The sequence below is a fragment of the Labilibaculum manganireducens genome, assembly GCF_963665805.2.
GTDB classification, from domain to species: domain Bacteria; phylum Bacteroidota; class Bacteroidia; order Bacteroidales; family Marinifilaceae; genus Labilibaculum; species Labilibaculum manganireducens.
The window spans coordinates 4,906,949-4,923,394 of sequence record NZ_CAXXEE010000003.1; the positions used below are offsets into that span (position 1 = coordinate 4,906,949).

The window sequence follows — 16,446 nt, forward strand, 5'->3', positions numbered from 1 at the left end:
TCTTGTTACTTTCAGATGGAATTTGCCAATTGTTAATCATCATTCGTATAGAGTTAATGATGATTTACTCTTAGGCGTTTCATAATGGTATATTTATCTTATATCTATTGGTAAGACGAAGTGGTGAATGAATAGTTACAGACTTATTTAATTGTTTTTGAAAAACCGATACCTGCAGTATTAAAATCTAATCGCGTTTTCTCTGTAGTAGAGTCATACTTCTTCTCCAACTGAACATTTTTCCCTGCAATTTCGCCCAATTTATCAACGCCATATTTCGCAATAGCATATAAAACTGAGTTTTGAGCTTTCTTTTTGGGCACACTTGATTTCCATGACATACCCAATTGTGCAAGTCCGTTATTTTGAGTGCTGATTTCAGTATTCTCTTCTTTGGGAATATCCAGTTCTATCGTTGGATCTGCAGAATTGGCTAATGCAATGAGCTCAGCATCAACCGAAAGCACAACAGGTTCAACTCGTTGAACCACCTTTTCTATATTTTCGACTTGTGTTTCGTCTTCCGGATTATCTGCTGTCTGCTCTTGTCTTTTTTCAACAGAATATTTCTTCTCTGGCTGCACAACCTCTTGTTTGGGAATTGCAATAGACTCAACATCAATTGCCTTTCTAATTTTATTTGTCTCCTTACTTTCCGTAATTGCTGTTTCTACCTTAGCCGTAATTTTCTCTTCATTTGATTGATTGCCTTCAAATTGATACAAAATACTCCAAAGTGAAAAAAGCAGAACAATTGAGGCCGCCACTCCAACTCTTGAAGAATACAGCCAGTAAACAACTTTACGGGAACTTCTTTTCAGCTTTTCCTTATCGACAAAAACAAGACTATTATCAGCATGCAAAATCGTTTTTTGATAAATCTGATTCTCTTTTTGAAAGGACTTGTTCTTTTCCAGAAAAGTATCGAATGCAATTTCATTTTCAACCGATAAGTCACCTTCCAACCGGGCAATACAAAACTCATCAAAGCTTTCGCGAAACGGAATTTCTTTTAATGATTTTAAATCAATTTTAACGCTGTCTTTATTAAAAACAGGACACTCCATCTCCTCCAATTCTAATTTTAGATCTGGATTTTTGGTTAAAAAATCTTCCAACGCGACCCTCTGAAGGGAACTTAACGTTCCTTCCAAATAATCAAGGAAGAATTCCTCGTAGTTGTATCGGGTTATTTCCCTCATCTCCTGTTTCTTATACGATTGATTCAATACTTCCAATGTAATTCTTCAAATGCATTCTTGCCCGGTAAATATAAACTTTCACCTGCGACTCAGTTAAATCAGTAATTTGTGCAATTTCGGTGTAAGAATATCCTTCGTAATCGCGCAATAAAATTACCGATCGCTGAACATCAGATAATCTTTTCAAGGCTTCATCAAGAATTTCACTTAAATCTGAATAATGCTCAGAATGCGAATAATCTCTAACATCCACATTTTCAAAATCTTCTTTTCTTTTCTCTCGACGAATCAAATCAATCATGGTATGATAAGCCGTTGTGTACAAATATGATTTAACTTTCAGATAATTCACATTCTCAACATTTCGCCATAATTTCTCGAAACTATCCTGCACAATATCCCTCGCTTTATCCTCATCTCTAATGCTTTTGAGGATAAAACGAAACATTCCATCAGCATGCTGATCTACGCTTATGTTGTATTCGTCCAGGTTCATATTTAGTGGCAATCAAATGTATGACGCATACACCTAAATTAAAGTTACAGCCATTTTTTTATTATCTTCGATTTCCGAAACCATTTTTAGTATCATCTGCAATTTGAAATTCATCTCCGAAGATTTTAAAAATTCAATTCCTAGTGAATTACTAAAATTAAAATATCAATTGATATGAGAAAATTATTTTTTGCTTTAGCTGCATTTTCCATCCTGATTTCGTCTTGTTCCAAACCTCAGGATTCAAAAAAACAGGAAAACAATCCAAATGAACATTTAGTAATGGCTACTCTTTGGTTTCAAAGAGCTTCGGAGTGCCGAGCATTGTATTATCAGGCATTTAACATGGCTAAACTTTCGTTGGATAATCAATTATTAACCAAGAGTGATAATAAGAAACCCAAAGCTGTTGTTGTTGATATTGATGAAACAGTTTTAGACAACAGTCCTTTCGAAACCAATTCGATTCGCAGCGGCAAAACATTTACAAGCGCAGCCTGGAAACAGTGGACGGATATGGCAAAAGCTTCAGCTACACCTGGCTCTTTGGAGTTTTTAAAATATGCAGAATCAAAAGGCGTTGAAACTTTTTATATATCCAATCGTGACACTTCGGCTTTGGCTAAAACCATCGAAAACCTTACTAAGTTAGGATTTCCCTTTGCGGATGAAAAGCATGTGTTACTAAAAACGAAAACAAGTATAAAAACCGAACGCAGAAACAGAGTACTGGAAACTCATGAAATTTTAATTCTTGCCGGTGATAATTTAGGCGATTTTGATGAGTTTTTGGAAGACAGATCGACTGACTTTGGCTTTTCGAAAGTAGATGAAAGGCAAGCTGAATTTGGACAACGATTTATAGTTATTCCCAACCCAATGTATGGCTCATGGGAGAAAGAGGTTCTGAAAAGTGAGAGAAAATTAGATGGATTTGAAAAAGAGAACCTGCGCAAAAAGCAATTAATCGGTTACGAAGAACTGTAAACAAAATTATAAGCCCGATAAAATTTCGGGCTTTCTTTTTGGCTGGAAATATATCTCCACGAAAAATAAAATTATCTTTGTAAAAATCAATCAAATAAGTTCCTGATATAGTATGTCGCAAAATAATTCACACCTTTTACTTGTGAACAAGATTCCTTTAAATGATTCATTGATCCAATCAGGCAATGAATTAAAGGATTCCATTATTTTTCTTCCCGCACAGCAAGTATCAGCAAAACAAACAGGAATAGCAGCAGATTCTGTTCCGTTCATTAATCCGGGAATCGGAATCCCAATTGATTCTTTACTGATTTCAGACAGCATCCCAATAACTGAAAAAGATTCCACGGTACAAGTAGTCCGTGAGAAAGGAGTTCTAATTGCTTCTCATAAAAGCGACTGGATGGTTGGAGTGCTTCTATTTACATTGATTTTAATGGCAATCGTAAGATTTTCATTTAGCAAATTCCTGCTCCGGGTATTCGATTCAACAATCAACTACCAAACTTCGTCCAACCTTTTGTTGGAAAAAAATATGAGAAACTTAAGAGGTTCAATTTTCTTAAACCTCCTTTTTTATGTGAATTTCACTCTGTTTATTGTACAGTATCTTGTTTACATCCTTTCACTTAACCATGAGCACAACAATATTGTTTTTTTCCTCTATTGTTTTGTTGGATTAGTGGGTTTATACAATACCAAATTCATCTTCATTAGATTTATTGGATATATTTTTAACGGGATTAAGGAAAGTAAAGAATATTTACACACAGTATCTATTTACAATAAAAATTTGGGGGTAATCCTCTTGCCCATCACTATTAGTGCGCCATTTATAGCACAACACTCTGTACCAATGCTATTAAATTCGGGTTTAATTTTAACTCTGATTTTTTATGTATTCCGACTATCAAGAGGTTTAAAAATATTATTTCGCCAACATGTGTCAATATTTTATATGATTTTGTACCTTTGTGCACTGGAAATTTTGCCCTTGCTAATGATTTACAAACTGTTGTATCTATTGGTATAGGTCGGTTAATAAATTGTCGAACTAAACTCTACTATTTTGAAAATCAAGACGATACTGGTTTCGCAACCAAAACCACAAACTGAAAAGTCCCCGTATTTTGATTTGGCCGAAAAATATAATTTAAAAATTGATTTTCGACCTTTTATTCAAGTTGAAGGAATTTCAGCCAAGGAGTTTAGACATGAAAGAATCAATGTATTGGATCACACAGCTGTAATATTTACTAGTCGTACAGCAATTGATCACTTCTTTAGAATTTGTCAGGAACTTAGAATTACTGTGCCCGATGAGATGAAATACTTCTGTATCTCAGAATCAACGGCTTTCTATCTTCAGAAATACATTGTTTACCGCAAAAGAAAAATCTTTTTTGGAGAAAAACGATTTGAGGATTTAATGGAAATTATTTTGAAGCACAAAGGAGAAACATTTTTAGTTCCTCTTTCGGACATTCATAAACAATCCATTCCTGAATTGCTTACTAAAAGCAAAATCAAATATTCCAAAGCTGTTCTATACCGAACTGTAAGCAGTGATTTGTCGGATTTGGCAAATGTGAATTATGATGTATTAGCCTTTTTCAGTCCTTCAGGAATTGCATCCTTGCTCCAAAATTTTCCTGATTTTAAACAAAACAATACACTTATAGCTGCATTTGGACCTTCTACATCTGATGCTGTTGCATCAAATAACCTAAGACTTGATATTCAGGCTCCGATGCCGCAGGCACCATCAATGACGATGGCGCTTGATCAGTTCATTAAGAAATTTAATAAGGAGAATAAATAGATATTCTCTCTAAAAATCCAATCAAACAAAAAAAGGGGAAATTATTCCCCTTTTTTTGTCGATTTTTGTAATATATGGTAGATATGAATCGCTTCACATTTAAAAAGGCGGAAAGACTGACTCATAAAATCCTTATTGGAAAGCTTTTTTCAGAGGGAAAAGGATTTATTTGTTACCCTTTTCGTGTTGTATGGAAAGAAGCGAAACTTAATTCGGAATTTCCGGCACAGGTAGCCATAACAGTATCTAAACGAAGTTTTAAAAAGGCAGTTACCCGAAACTTGTTGAAAAGAAGAATTCGTGAAATTTACCGCCTCAATAAGGGAGAACTCTATCGTGAACTCGAGTCGATCAATATAAACATTGCTTTTATGCTCGTTTATCTGCCTAAAACAATTCTTACAACTTCCGAAATGGAAGACAAGTTGATTAAAGCCCTTAAAAGATTACCAAAAGAATATGAAAAGCATTCTCAACTTTCTGAAAAAAGTGATTCTGTTCATCATGATACTTCCGATTAGGTTTTATCAATACGCAATTTCACCCCTTACCCCTTCTGCCTGCAGGTATCATCCTACCTGTTCAACCTATGCCATTCAGGCTCTTAAAAAACACGGCCCCTTTAAAGGTACTTACCTTGCTGTAAAAAGAATATTTTCATGCAATCCCTGGGGCGGACACGGCCACGATCCCGTACCTTAGACATTTTTTTTGCAAAAAATCAAATTCACACTCAATTATTTAGAACTATTCTTAATAAACTGGCGTATACAAATCTTAGTACATTTATTATTTCCCTTTTCTCACTGAATTCAAGTGCCGTAGGGTTAACAAATGTTAAAGTCAATTATTTTAATAAGGGAATAATTATATTTGTTTTAACCTACATATTATTTTATTTCTTCTAATTTGTAAATTCGTGCGTTAGGGATAGCAAAAGCTAGGCTGCGGGGAGAGTTATTTTAAGTATCAATTTAAACAAAAACATATGAAGCTTCGAAAAAAATCGGGAGCCATCTGGTTACTTGCTGTGTTACTATTTTGCAGTGCAGCTTTCTGGGGGTTTAACAGAGACGAGAGAAATTTTGAGATTAGCAAAAATTTAAACATTTACTATACTTTATTTAGAGAATTAAATCTGTTTTATGTAGATGAAATTGATCCGGGTGACTTGGTGAAAAAAAGTATGGACGCCATGTTAAGTACTCTTGATCCTTACACAACTTACATTTCTGAATCAGAAATTGAAGACTTTAAATTGATGACCACAGGCGAATATGCCGGTATTGGTTCATTAATCAGCAAACACAAGGATGAAGTAATTATTGCAGAACCTTACGAGGGATTTCCAGCTTTTAAGGCTGGTTTAAAAGCAGGTGATGTATTGCTTGAAATTAATGGTACACCGGTATCAAAAAAGAGTACTGACGATGTAAGCAGCCTGTTAAAAGGACAACCGAATGTTCCTCTTACCATTAAAATAATGCGGCCTGGTGTTGATAAAACAATGGAGAAGAAATTGGTGCGTGAAAACATTCAATTAAAATCAGTTCCCTACTACGGAATGGTTTCTGATTCAATTGGATACATTCTTTTAAATCAATTTACAGATAAAGCTTCAGGTGAAATTAAAGCTGCTTTAAAAGAGCTTAAAGAACAAAATGCAAAATCTATTGTTCTTGATTTGAGAGGTAACCCGGGAGGTTTATTGGATCAGGCAATTGAAATTGTGAACCTGTTTGCGGACAAAGGTGAAGATATTGTTAGTACCAAAGGAAAAGTGTCGCAATGGGATAAGTCTTACACTGCAACAAAAACACCTTTTGATGCCAAAATTCCAATTGCGGTGTTGGTGAACAGAGGATCGGCGTCGGCATCAGAAATTGTTTCAGGTGCCATTCAGGATCTCGACAGAGGCATTATAATCGGAGAAAGAACATTTGGTAAAGGATTGGTTCAGACGACAAGAAATTTGACCTACAACGCCAAATTAAAGGTGACTACAGCGAAGTATTACATTCCTAGTGGAAGATGCATTCAGGCACTCGATTACAGCCATAGAAACGAAGATGGAAGTGTTGGAAAAATTGCTGATTCTTTAATTACAGAATTTCACACTAAAAATGGGCGGTCTGTTTATGATGGCGGTGGTGTTCTTCCGGATTTGAAGATTGAATCGGAAAGATACAGCAGCTTAAGCATTAACCTGATTCGTCACTTCCTGGTTTTTGATTACGCAACTTTGTACGCAAACAGCCATGATAAAATAGCGGACGCGAAAGAATTTAAAATTTCGGATCAGGAATTTGAAAAATTCTCTCAATACATTAAAGAACAGAAGTTTGTTTACGAATCGGAAAGTACCGAAATTCTGGATGCTCTTAAAAAATCAGCTAAAGAAGAAAAGTACTTTGATATCTCAACCAATGAGTTTGATGCTCTTACGGCAAAGTTAACTCCTAACCTGGATCGCGATTTAACACGATTTAAAGATGAAATCAGCGACTTGCTGGCTCATGAAATTATTAAGAGATTTTACTACCAAAATGGTGGTATCGAATATAGTTTAAAAGAGGATAAAACTCTTTTAAAAGCCATTGAAGTGCTTCAAGATAAAAATGAATATCTGGGTATTTTAGATGGAAGTATCGGTTTGCATGCTTTAAATAAGTAAAAAGAATACATTAAAAATTACTTTTAAATTGATATCAAAAAAGAGGCTGTCCAAAAAGAAAAAAGGACAGCCTTTTTTTAGTTTCTGATATTTTTATTAATGCGCTTCCAACCAGTTCTCTCCTACTCCCATATCCACGGTAAGTGGAACGGAAAGCTGAATAGCATTTTCCATTTCTTCTTTTAAAATTGCCTTCATTTGATCCAATTCAGACAACAAACAATCGAAATTCAATTCATCGTGCAAAGAATACTATTTTAGTTTTTTAGGATTTTTCAAACTTTTTCTTTCATCACTCTTTAGTCTTCTATCAACTTTGTCAATATCCTCCTCAGGATTTAAATTCTCAGGTTGAATTCCACGCGAAATTAAAGTATTCCTAACTGTTTTATTATTGGTTATATGCTCTATAGATATTTGACTTTCATTACTCATTTCATTTTCCTTTGCATTATAAATCGTAATTTCTGTTGCAAAGTCTTTGGCTTTTAGCAAAATAGTTGGCATAAAATCAGCAAGAGGTTTATTTTTGATCTTCCACTTTTCTTTCATCTGTTGAGTGGTTCTACCAAATAATGCAGTATCGCCTTTACTTCTAGATTAATGCAAAATTTTGATTTCCTCCTGTTTGTTCAAATATTACCTGCGATAGTTCTTTTTCCGTTGATTTCAATTTTTCCCTAGCCTGAACTCTTTCATGCTCCAACATTTTCTGCTCTATAAGCTCAGCTTTTCTAGTTTGAACAGCAAAATAACGTTGTGCAAAAGCTATTTTTTCTTTTCTGGGATCACCATTTTGGGCAATTAAATAACAAGCATACCTAGTAAGCATAATATCATATATTTCCCTTTCAGCTCCCTTAGGCATCTGTATCGTTTTCCCGACGTCGGCAAAATGATCATTAATCTCTTGTTCTGATAGCTCACAAGCCGTTTTTGCTTTTGATATAACAGCCTGAAAATTATCCCATTTCGAATATCCTAAAAGATGCTGTAAATCTCTTGCCATCCAAAACTCAACACCTTCATAAGTTTTATCAGCATGCGATTCGAAATTACCTGTCAGCTCATGTATAATTGATGTTTTCATAACATAAATATACCAATTATTATATAATTAACTCGTTAAAAATTGATGAAAAATGCTGGAACAAAAGACTCAAACTTTCGATTCCAGAAATCCAATTATTTCTTAAAATTATTTATTAATGCGCTTCCAACCAGTTCTCTCCTACTCCCATATCCACGGTAAGTGGAACGGAAAGCTGAATGGCATTTTCCATTTCTTCTTTTAAAATTGCCTTCATTTGATCCAATTCAGACAACAAACAATCGAAATTCAATTCATCGTGCACCTGAATAATCATTTTGGATTGCATTCCTTCCCGTTTCATTCTTTTGGTGATGTTGATCATCGCAATTTTGATTACATCTGCCGCAGATCCCTGAATAGGTGCATTAACAGCATTTCGTTCTGCTACACCCCGGACTATTGCGTTGCTGGAATTAATATCTTTTAAATATCTTCGGCGGGACAGTAAGGTAACAACAAACTCATTTTCACGGGCTTTCTCCACACTTTCATCCATAAACAGCTTAACTCCCGGATAAGATTCAAAATAGCCTGTAATCAACTCCTTTCCTTCTGTTCGGCTAATATTCAACCGTTCTGCAAGTCCCCAGGCCGAAATCCCATAAATAATTCCAAAATTGGCAGTTTTTGCTCTGCTTCGCATGTCCTTGCTCACCTCCTCGATTGGAAGCTTGTAAATTTTTGCTGCTGTGGCTGTATGAAAATCTTCCGAATTATTAAAAGCATCAATCATGTTCTGATCCTGACTCATGTGAGCCATTAACCGCAATTCCACCTGCGAATAATCCGCAGAAAGGAAAGTGTGATTTTCGGATGAAGGAACAAATGCTTTTCGGATGTATCTGCCCTGCTCGGTACGAATTGGAATATTCTGCAGGTTAGGGTTGGTTGAACTTAATCTTCCTGTTGCAGCTTCGGCCTGATTAAAAGAGGTATGAATCTTCCCTGATTTTTCGTTAATGTAAGTCGGAAGTGCCTCAACATAAGTGGAAATCAATTTTTTCAGCGATCTAAAATCCAATATTTTTTGAATAATTTCATGCTTATCCTTCAGTTTGGAAAGAACATCTTCGGATGTTGAATATTGACCCGATTTGGTTCTTTTAGCTTTGCTGTCGAGCCCCATTTTATCAAATAAGACATCACCCAACTGCTTTGGTGAAGCTACATTAAAATCGACCTCGGCCATTTCTTTAATGTCTTTTTCAATTCCATCAACCTCTTCATTAAGCACAAGAGCATAGTCTTTTAGAGTCTGAACATCTATACTAACTCCTGTGAACTCCATATCGGCTAAAATACTTACCAAAGGCATTTCAATATTGCAGAACAAATCAAGCAGGTCGTTTTCTTTCATACGACGCTCCAACTCTTCTTTCAATCCAAGATTCAGAACCGTTTCCTCACAATAAGATTCATGTTCAATCACCTCAGGCTCCAACATCAAGCTTAGTTGAGCTTTTTTTCCTTTTGATTTATCCTCTTTGTCAATTACCTGATAATTTAAAATAGAGTGAGCGACAAATCCAAAATCGTGTTTTAATTCGGGTTGAATTAAGTAGTGAGAAATCATGGTGTCGAAAATTGGCCCTTTCACATCAACTCCATGCCAACGCAAAATTAAAATATCACGTTTGATATCGTGACCAATTTTTAAAATGTTTTCATCTTCGAAAATAAATTTAAACTCTTGAGCTACTTTTTTTGCCTCTTCGAAATTTTGAGGAAAAGGAACAAAAAATGCTTTGTCTTTTCGATACGAAAAGGTCAATCCAAGAAGATTTGATGTATTTGGGTCGGAACCGGATAAAATTGTTCTAAAAGAGTACTCTTTCTGAACACACAATTCAGCTTTTAAATCGGCTCTTACAGCCTGATTATCAAGCACAAAAAAACCGCAACCCAATCCACTTATATCTCTTAGAATCACATCCTTAACTTCTACTGTATCCTTGTCCGCAAATTTTTGACTCTCATTGGCAAAAAGATTCCCCTGATTTTTAAAAACCCGTTCTGCCAAGGTGAAAAACTCCAACTCCTTAAAGACGGCTCTCAACGCCTCTTCATTATAATCTATCAATTTGAAATTATCTTCATCAAAATCTATTGGAGCATCGAGTGCAATTTTTGCCAGCACTTTTGAAAACCGAACTTGTTCTTCCGATTCAATAATTCTTTCTTTTTGTTTTCCTTTTAGCTTATCGGTATTCCGATACAAACCATCGATGTCTTTATAAAGCTCAATTAGTTTTTGAGCCGTTTTCGGACCAATTCCCGGACAACCCGGAATATTATCCGCTGCATCTCCCATCAAACCTAAATAATCAACAATTTGATCGGGATGCTCTACGCCAAACTTTTCTTTAATTTCAGGAACACCCCAAACCTCAACCTCTTTCCCATTGCTTTTCGGCTTAAACATGAAAATATTCTCACTCACCAATTGCGCATAATCCTTATCCGGAGTCATCATATAAACCGTATAGCCTTGTTTTTCAGCCTTTTTAGCCAAGGTTCCAATTACATCATCTGCCTCGTATCCTTCTACGTCAAATTCCGGAATATTAAAACCCTGAATAATTGACTTGATATAAGGAATCGATTTTCTTAAGTCTTCGGGCATTGGAGGACGCTGTGCCTTGTACTCCTTAAACATATCATGACGAAAAGTTGGTCCTACCGGATCAAAAACCACTGCAATGTGCGACGGCTTCTCTTTTTCAAGAACCTCCAATAATGTATTGGTAAATCCAAGCATGGCCGAAGAATTAATTCCGGTTGAAGTAAATCTTGGATTTTTAATAAATGCGTAATATGATCGGTATATCAAGGCAAAAGCATCTAATAAAAATAGTTTTTTGCCCAAGTTGGTACTTGCTGAGTTCATAAGATTTTAAATATAATTTGTATTGGAACAAAAGTACAAGATAATCGCTTTGTAACAATTTTCAAGGCTATTATTCTCAGTTCTCTTCTTGTTTTATAAACACAAAAAAAGCCTGGCGTTTGTTCCAGGCTTATCAATTATAATTTTTATTTCAACTTAATTGTCTTCTGCATACCACTCAGCAAACGATGTGGCTGTTTCGTGCAATTTTAGTGAGTGCAGTTTCACATCCCAAGGCAAACGCATTTTTATTTTTTCAGCAAAATCAACAATCATGTTTTCACAAGTTGGCTGATAATCTGTAATAAAAAAACGCTCAAACATTTGTTCAATATCCAATTGCTCCAGATTTGGAGTTGCCTTACTCAAAACAACGGAATGATCCAACTGGTCAACAATTTCTTCATTAACAATCTTTTTTAAATCTCCGAAATCCATTACCATTCCCAATTTCGAACTATTTACATCGGTTATTGGTTCGCCAATTACTGTAACAAATAAAATATAGGAATGACCATGAATATTTTTACAAAGTCCATCGTAGTTCCATAAGGCATGAGCCATTTCGAAATGAAACTCTTTGGTTAATCTTACTTTTGCCATTTACTTACATTGTATAAAAAAACCAGCACTAAACTGGTTATTGAATTTCTTATCCATGAGTACAATTGCTGATACAATCAACAATGTTACTAAGACTGCAGTGTTTTAAATAATAATATGTATTCTTTCCTTCTCTTTTCGAAGAAAGAACGCCTTTATCTTTTAAAATTCCCAAATGATGAGAAGTTGTTGATTGCTCAATTTTTAATAATTCATGAATTTCAGTCACTGTAAGCTTCTTTCCATCCTCCAGATATCCTAAAATTGCAATTCTCATTGGATGAGCAATTGCTTTAAGCATGTTAGCCGCTTGCTCTAGCTTTGCAGGTTCTAATTCTTTAATTTTCATACACAACTATTATTCACGTAAAGTATCAAATGCAAATATATGAATATATTCTTAAATAGGCTATATTATACATATTGAAATAGTTAAATTTCTCGTTTTGTATATAATTTAATTAAAGTCTTAATAAATACTAGAGTTTTAAATCCGATTATTTGAAATAGGAACGGTTTTATGAGAAAGATAAATTATTAACTTTGGTTGCTATGAATTTGAAAAAAACCAGTATCAACGATATAAAAGCTCCGATAAAACAAGAAATGGAGAAATTTGAGTCCTTTTTTAAGGATTCAATGAAGACAAAGATCCGTTTACTGGACATCATTAACCGCTACATTATCAAACGTAAAGGGAAAGAAATAAGACCTATTCTTGTTTTTTTAAGTGCTAAAATTACCGGTAAAATTAGCAATTCTACCTACATTGCTGCTGCACTTACTCAATTACTGCACACTGCCACATTAATACACGATGATGTTGTTGATGAAGCTTACGAAAGAAGAGGCTTTTTCTCAATTAATGCTTTGTGGAAAACCAAAGCTGCTGTATTGGTTGGAGATTTTCTTCTATCGAAAGGCCTTTTGATTGCTCTTGACAACAATGAATTTGAACAGCTAAAGGTTCTTTCGGAAGCCGTGAGAGAAATGAGCGAGGGGGAATTACTTCAATTGGAAAAATCAAGAAAATTAAACATTACAGAAGAGATTTATTTTGATATAATCTATAAAAAAACAGCCAGTTTAATGGCAACCTGTACTCTGCTTGGAGCTATTTCTGCTAAAGCAAATGATGCTGATCAGCAAAAACTTAAAAAATTCGGTGAGTACCTCGGAATTGCTTTTCAGATGAAAGATGATTTGTTTGATTACGAGAAACAAGGAAGTATTGGAAAACCGACTGGCAATGATATCAAAGAAAAAAAGTTAACACTTCCCTTGATTTATGTTTTAAGAGGGGTTTCTGAAAAAGAACGTCGCTGGGCTCTGAAGATAATTCGCAAACACAATAAAAACTCTGAAAAAGTGAACGAACTAATCTCTTTCGTAAAAGAAAAGGGAGGCCTTGATTATACCCGGGATAAAATGATTGAATTCAAACAAAAATCATTGGATATTTTAAATGAATTTCCTTCATCGGAAGCGAGAGAGGCATTACTCAACTTGGTGGATTACACGATTAACAGAAATGTTTAGATCTTTTAGTTTATTGGTAGCTGAACGGTAAAAACACTCCCCTTTTCTGGTACACTTTCAAGCGATATTGAACCATTATTCAGAGCAACAAACTCTTGACAAAGTATTAATCCTAAACCCGTTCCGGATTCTTCACAGGTTCCTACTCTTGTATAATTTGTATCAATCCGAAACAATCTTTTCTGATTCTCTTCACTAATTCCTAATCCATCATCTTCAATAGAAATAATTGATTTAGAATCGCTTTGTGCAATTCGAACTTGAATATTGCCGCCGGGCCTGGTAAATTTTATGGCATTCGAGTATAAATTTCGAATAACTGTATCAAGCATGTATTCATCGGCGAAAGCCATAGTATTTGCTCCTTTAATTACCCTTACAAATATATTTTTCCTATCGGTTTTGGTTTGATGAAGTTGAATATTTGACTCCATCAATTTTGATAAATCAATTTGCTTGGGGTTATGTTTTATTTTTCCCATTTGAGATCTGGCCCACTCCAGGAGGTTATTCAATAAATTATACTCCAAATTAGCTGCTGAATGAATAATTGAAGAAGCTTCAAATATCTGATCCTTTGACATTTTCCTGCAATTTTGATGCAGATTTTTAGCTATTGGCAGTAAGGCATTAAATGGATTTTTTAAATCATGTGCAATAATTGAGAAAAATTTATCTTTTGTTTTAACAGCCTCACTTAAAGCCTCTTCGCTTCGTTTTCTTGCCGTTATATCACGAGCTATGGCAATTAATGTTTCACACTCTCCTGCCCTATTAAATTCAGGAATTAACTGCCATTCAAAATGAAGAACTTTGCCTTCAACAACGATGCTAAAATCAACACAATGCTGCTTCTTTGTTTTAAAAGCGATATCTATTCCCTGTTCCCAAAACTCACATTTATCTTTTGGAAATCCCATTTCCTGATGAGTTTTTCCAATAAATTCCTCTGGTTTAATTTTTAATATTTGTAAAGAAGCCGAATTCACAAATATATGTTTGTGATTTATATCAAACCGCATAATTAAGTCTGTGGCATTCTCCACTAAAGTCCGGAACCGCTCCTCACTCTCCTGCAACTTATTTTCTGCAATTTTTCTTTTTTCAATATTTCTGATGGCTACAAAATAGATCTTTGTATTCGAAAAACGAATGAGATTTGCACTTACTTCAACTGAAATTCTTTTGCCAGATTTACTAATTAAACAAGTCTCAAAAAGTGCAAAACCAGTGAGATCCATCTCTTTTACTCGAAGGTGCAAATCCATAGAGCAACTGGCGTCATCAATATTATTGATATTTAATTGACTCAGTTCCTCATCTGAATACTCTAATAAATCACTTAAACGCGAGCTAAATTCAATTAAATTCCCTTTTTCATCATGAACAAGAAAAGCATCTCCTGCAGATTCAAAGATATTTTTGTAGAATTCTTCTCTTTGCCCAATTCGATCTACCAAATGATAATAACTTGAAATGTCTTTACTTTGAATAATAATTCTTTCAACAAATCCTTTCTTATTTAAAATAGGTGAAAGATATTTTTCTTCGAACCTGATCTTATTATTCTCCAGGTTTGATTTTAGAAAACTATTTGGCTCCCGACTTTCCAGAATCTGCGGAACAACACATTCTTCACAAGGTTTATCTAACCCATAAAAAATATTATAGCATTTCGTACCAATTAATTCAGATCGTTTTAAATCTGCTCCTTTTAAGAGTTTTTCATTCACCTCAATTAAAGTGAAATTTGTATCAATTACCGAAACTGAATCTTTACCATTAATTAAAGATTTAGATTGATTGTGTTCCTCTGTACTGTATTCCTGAGGAATTAGCTCACGCAATCGTTCAATTTCATTTTCCAGCTCTTGAATTCTAATTTTCAAAGGATCATGGGATTCATTGTACATGTACAAATAAACATTTAAATGGTGATGTTAAATAAATTTATTGCAAGTAAATAAAAAAAGTCGGAAATAATCCGACTTATAAGTTAATAAATAAGCATTTTAAAAATACTTTATTTCTTTTGGATCACCGGTTTCCAGTTTATGAATCTCTGTTAATAATGCATTTGCCAAACTGGATGCTCCTATTCTTGACCATTTGTTATTTAACCATTCCTCTCCTAAATTATTTTTTGAAACTGCATAAAATTCAATGGCATCCTTAGCTGTAGATATTCCTCCAGCAGGTTTAAAACCAATCATCTTTCCTGTCCTGTTAAAATACTCTTTAATTGCCTGAGTCATGACATAAGCAGCTTCTAAAGTTGCATTCACAGCCACCTTACCGGTGGAAGTTTTAATGAAATCAGCACCAGCTTCCATTGCAATAATAGATGCAGTACGAATATTTTCTGCCGTTTTAAGTTCTCCTGTTTCCAGTATAACTTTTAAATGTGCCTTACCACAAGCTTCTTTTTGAATTGCAATTTCATCAAACACCGTTTGATAATGCCCTTCTAAAAAGGCTCCTATCGATATCACTATATCAATATCGTCAGCTCCTTTTTCAACAGCCATTTTACATTCCAATGCTTTAACTTCTATAAATGATTGAGAAGATGGGAAAACACCTGCTACAGAAGCAATTCTAACGCCCTCAGCTTTTAAGTTTTCATTCAATGTTGACACCTGATACGGATACACGCAGATAGCTGCCACATTTGGCATGTCAAAATCATTCTGGAAGTTATTTACATTGTCAGCAAAACTTTTAGCCTTTGCGTGCGTGTCTGTAGAGTTCAGTGTCGTTAAATCTATAAAAGAAAAATTCTTCTTCAGATTCTCAATTGTGTACAAAGTTTCATAGTCTCTGTCCAAAATTGATTTGACATTTGCTTTTACTTCTGCATCGCTAATCTTAAGATCGTATGATTTTAAGATTTCTAAAATGTCTTTCTCCATAATGTATGTAAATAATTAGTAACCAGTTGCGAATCTTTATTCGCTGATTTTTCCATCAATAATCTAAACTTCTATTAGTCAGAATATTGTCTTTAAGGTTACGAAATTAAGATATTTTTCCCTCATCCCCTATTTCTACTATGTTAATTTATTAGAACTTAGCCAGCCTAAAATCAGAAAGCCAAAATCATCGCAATGATGACTTTGGCTAACTACTATTAAAATTGTACT

The 16,446-nt window shown here is 34.5% G+C and carries 18 protein-coding genes; 7 read left to right on the plus strand and 11 right to left on the minus strand.

Features of this window, described 5'->3' with window-relative positions:
• Window positions 1-143: 143 nt before the first annotated feature.
• Together ACHZAX_RS19410 and ACHZAX_RS19415 are read right to left on the minus strand one after the other, a co-directional pair.
• The gene (locus ACHZAX_RS19410) at window positions 144-1,202 is read right to left on the minus strand and encodes a hypothetical protein (protein WP_320020241.1); all 1,059 of its coding nucleotides are present in this window, start codon (window positions 1,200-1,202) and stop codon (window positions 144-146) included.
• 10 nt (window positions 1,203-1,212) lie between these two features.
• Window positions 1,213-1,698 (minus strand): RNA polymerase sigma factor, encoded by a 486-nt coding sequence (locus tag ACHZAX_RS19415; RefSeq protein ID WP_101311665.1) that lies wholly within the window; start codon window positions 1,696-1,698, stop codon window positions 1,213-1,215.
• A 174-nt stretch (window positions 1,699-1,872) separates the two neighbouring features.
• Here ACHZAX_RS19415 and ACHZAX_RS19420 point away from each other — a divergent pair, with 174 nt between their 5' ends.
• The gene (locus tag ACHZAX_RS19420; RefSeq protein ID WP_320020242.1) at window positions 1,873-2,685 is read left to right on the plus strand and encodes a 5'-nucleotidase, lipoprotein e(P4) family; all 813 of its coding nucleotides are present in this window, start codon (window positions 1,873-1,875) and stop codon (window positions 2,683-2,685) included.
• A gap of 90 nt (window positions 2,686-2,775) precedes the next feature.
• On the opposite strand, the gene ACHZAX_RS19425 is transcribed toward ACHZAX_RS19420, so the two are convergent.
• The gene (locus ACHZAX_RS19425; RefSeq protein WP_320020243.1) at window positions 2,776-3,033 is read right to left on the minus strand and encodes a hypothetical protein; all 258 of its coding nucleotides are present in this window, start codon (window positions 3,031-3,033) and stop codon (window positions 2,776-2,778) included.
• A gap of 55 nt (window positions 3,034-3,088) precedes the next feature.
• Here ACHZAX_RS19425 and ACHZAX_RS19430 point away from each other — a divergent pair, with 55 nt between their 5' ends.
• The 5 genes from ACHZAX_RS19430 to ACHZAX_RS19450 all read left to right on the plus strand — a co-directional run bounded on the left by ACHZAX_RS19430 (window position 3,089) and on the right by ACHZAX_RS19450 (window position 7,181).
• Window positions 3,089-3,718 (plus strand): DUF4271 domain-containing protein, encoded by a 630-nt coding sequence (locus ACHZAX_RS19430; RefSeq protein ID WP_394698308.1) that lies wholly within the window; start codon window positions 3,089-3,091, stop codon window positions 3,716-3,718.
• A gap of 36 nt (window positions 3,719-3,754) precedes the next feature.
• A complete protein-coding gene (locus tag ACHZAX_RS19435; protein ID WP_101311662.1) occupies window positions 3,755-4,507 on the plus strand; it encodes a uroporphyrinogen-III synthase in 753 nt (250 codons plus the stop codon).
• 83 nt (window positions 4,508-4,590) lie between these two features.
• Window positions 4,591-5,028 carry a ribonuclease P protein component gene (gene rnpA / locus ACHZAX_RS19440; RefSeq protein ID WP_101311683.1) on the plus strand — a complete coding sequence of 146 codons (438 nt, stop codon included), beginning with the start codon at window positions 4,591-4,593 and terminating at the stop codon, window positions 5,026-5,028.
• Entirely contained in the window at window positions 5,012-5,209 is a 198-nt protein-coding gene (gene yidD / locus ACHZAX_RS19445; RefSeq protein WP_231610292.1) for a membrane protein insertion efficiency factor YidD, read from the plus strand. Before rnpA ends, yidD begins: the two co-directional genes overlap by 17 nt.
• A gap of 286 nt (window positions 5,210-5,495) precedes the next feature.
• A complete protein-coding gene (locus ACHZAX_RS19450; protein ID WP_320020244.1) occupies window positions 5,496-7,181 on the plus strand; it encodes a S41 family peptidase in 1,686 nt (561 codons plus the stop codon).
• Window positions 7,182-7,277: 96 nt separating this feature from the next.
• Here the strand turns inward: ACHZAX_RS19450 and ACHZAX_RS19455 are convergent, their stop codons facing one another.
• From ACHZAX_RS19455 to ACHZAX_RS19480, 6 genes are all read right to left on the minus strand, one after another.
• Entirely contained in the window at window positions 7,278-7,427 is a 150-nt protein-coding gene (locus tag ACHZAX_RS19455; RefSeq protein ID WP_320020245.1) for a DNA polymerase, read from the minus strand.
• Between the two features lie 6 nt (window positions 7,428-7,433).
• Window positions 7,434-7,733 (minus strand): hypothetical protein, encoded by a 300-nt coding sequence (locus tag ACHZAX_RS19460; RefSeq protein ID WP_320020246.1) that lies wholly within the window; start codon window positions 7,731-7,733, stop codon window positions 7,434-7,436.
• A 43-nt stretch (window positions 7,734-7,776) separates the two neighbouring features.
• On the minus strand, window positions 7,777-8,271 hold the full coding sequence (locus ACHZAX_RS19465) for a BRO family protein (protein ID WP_320020247.1): 495 nt from the start codon (window positions 8,269-8,271) through the stop codon (window positions 7,777-7,779).
• A gap of 115 nt (window positions 8,272-8,386) precedes the next feature.
• Complete coding sequence (polA, locus tag ACHZAX_RS19470) at window positions 8,387-11,161, minus strand: DNA polymerase I (protein WP_320020248.1); 2,775 nt, start codon at window positions 11,159-11,161, stop codon at window positions 8,387-8,389.
• A 156-nt stretch (window positions 11,162-11,317) separates the two neighbouring features.
• On the minus strand, window positions 11,318-11,764 hold the full coding sequence (locus ACHZAX_RS19475; protein WP_320020249.1) for a 6-pyruvoyl trahydropterin synthase family protein: 447 nt from the start codon (window positions 11,762-11,764) through the stop codon (window positions 11,318-11,320).
• 49 nt (window positions 11,765-11,813) lie between these two features.
• Window positions 11,814-12,113, minus strand: a complete 300-nt coding sequence (locus ACHZAX_RS19480; protein ID WP_101311803.1) for an ArsR/SmtB family transcription factor — start codon at window positions 12,111-12,113, stop codon at window positions 11,814-11,816.
• A 203-nt stretch (window positions 12,114-12,316) separates the two neighbouring features.
• Here ACHZAX_RS19480 and ACHZAX_RS19485 point away from each other — a divergent pair, with 203 nt between their 5' ends.
• Window positions 12,317-13,303 (plus strand): polyprenyl synthetase family protein, encoded by a 987-nt coding sequence (locus tag ACHZAX_RS19485; protein WP_101311802.1) that lies wholly within the window; start codon window positions 12,317-12,319, stop codon window positions 13,301-13,303.
• A 5-nt stretch (window positions 13,304-13,308) separates the two neighbouring features.
• Here the strand turns inward: ACHZAX_RS19485 and ACHZAX_RS19490 are convergent, their stop codons facing one another.
• Both ACHZAX_RS19490 and deoC read right to left on the minus strand, forming a co-directional pair.
• A complete protein-coding gene (locus tag ACHZAX_RS19490) occupies window positions 13,309-15,216 on the minus strand; it encodes a PAS domain-containing protein (RefSeq protein WP_320020250.1) in 1,908 nt (635 codons plus the stop codon).
• Between the two features lie 99 nt (window positions 15,217-15,315).
• A complete protein-coding gene (gene deoC / locus ACHZAX_RS19495; RefSeq protein WP_101311800.1) occupies window positions 15,316-16,215 on the minus strand; it encodes a deoxyribose-phosphate aldolase in 900 nt (299 codons plus the stop codon).
• Between the last annotated feature and the right edge of the window lie 231 nt (window positions 16,216-16,446).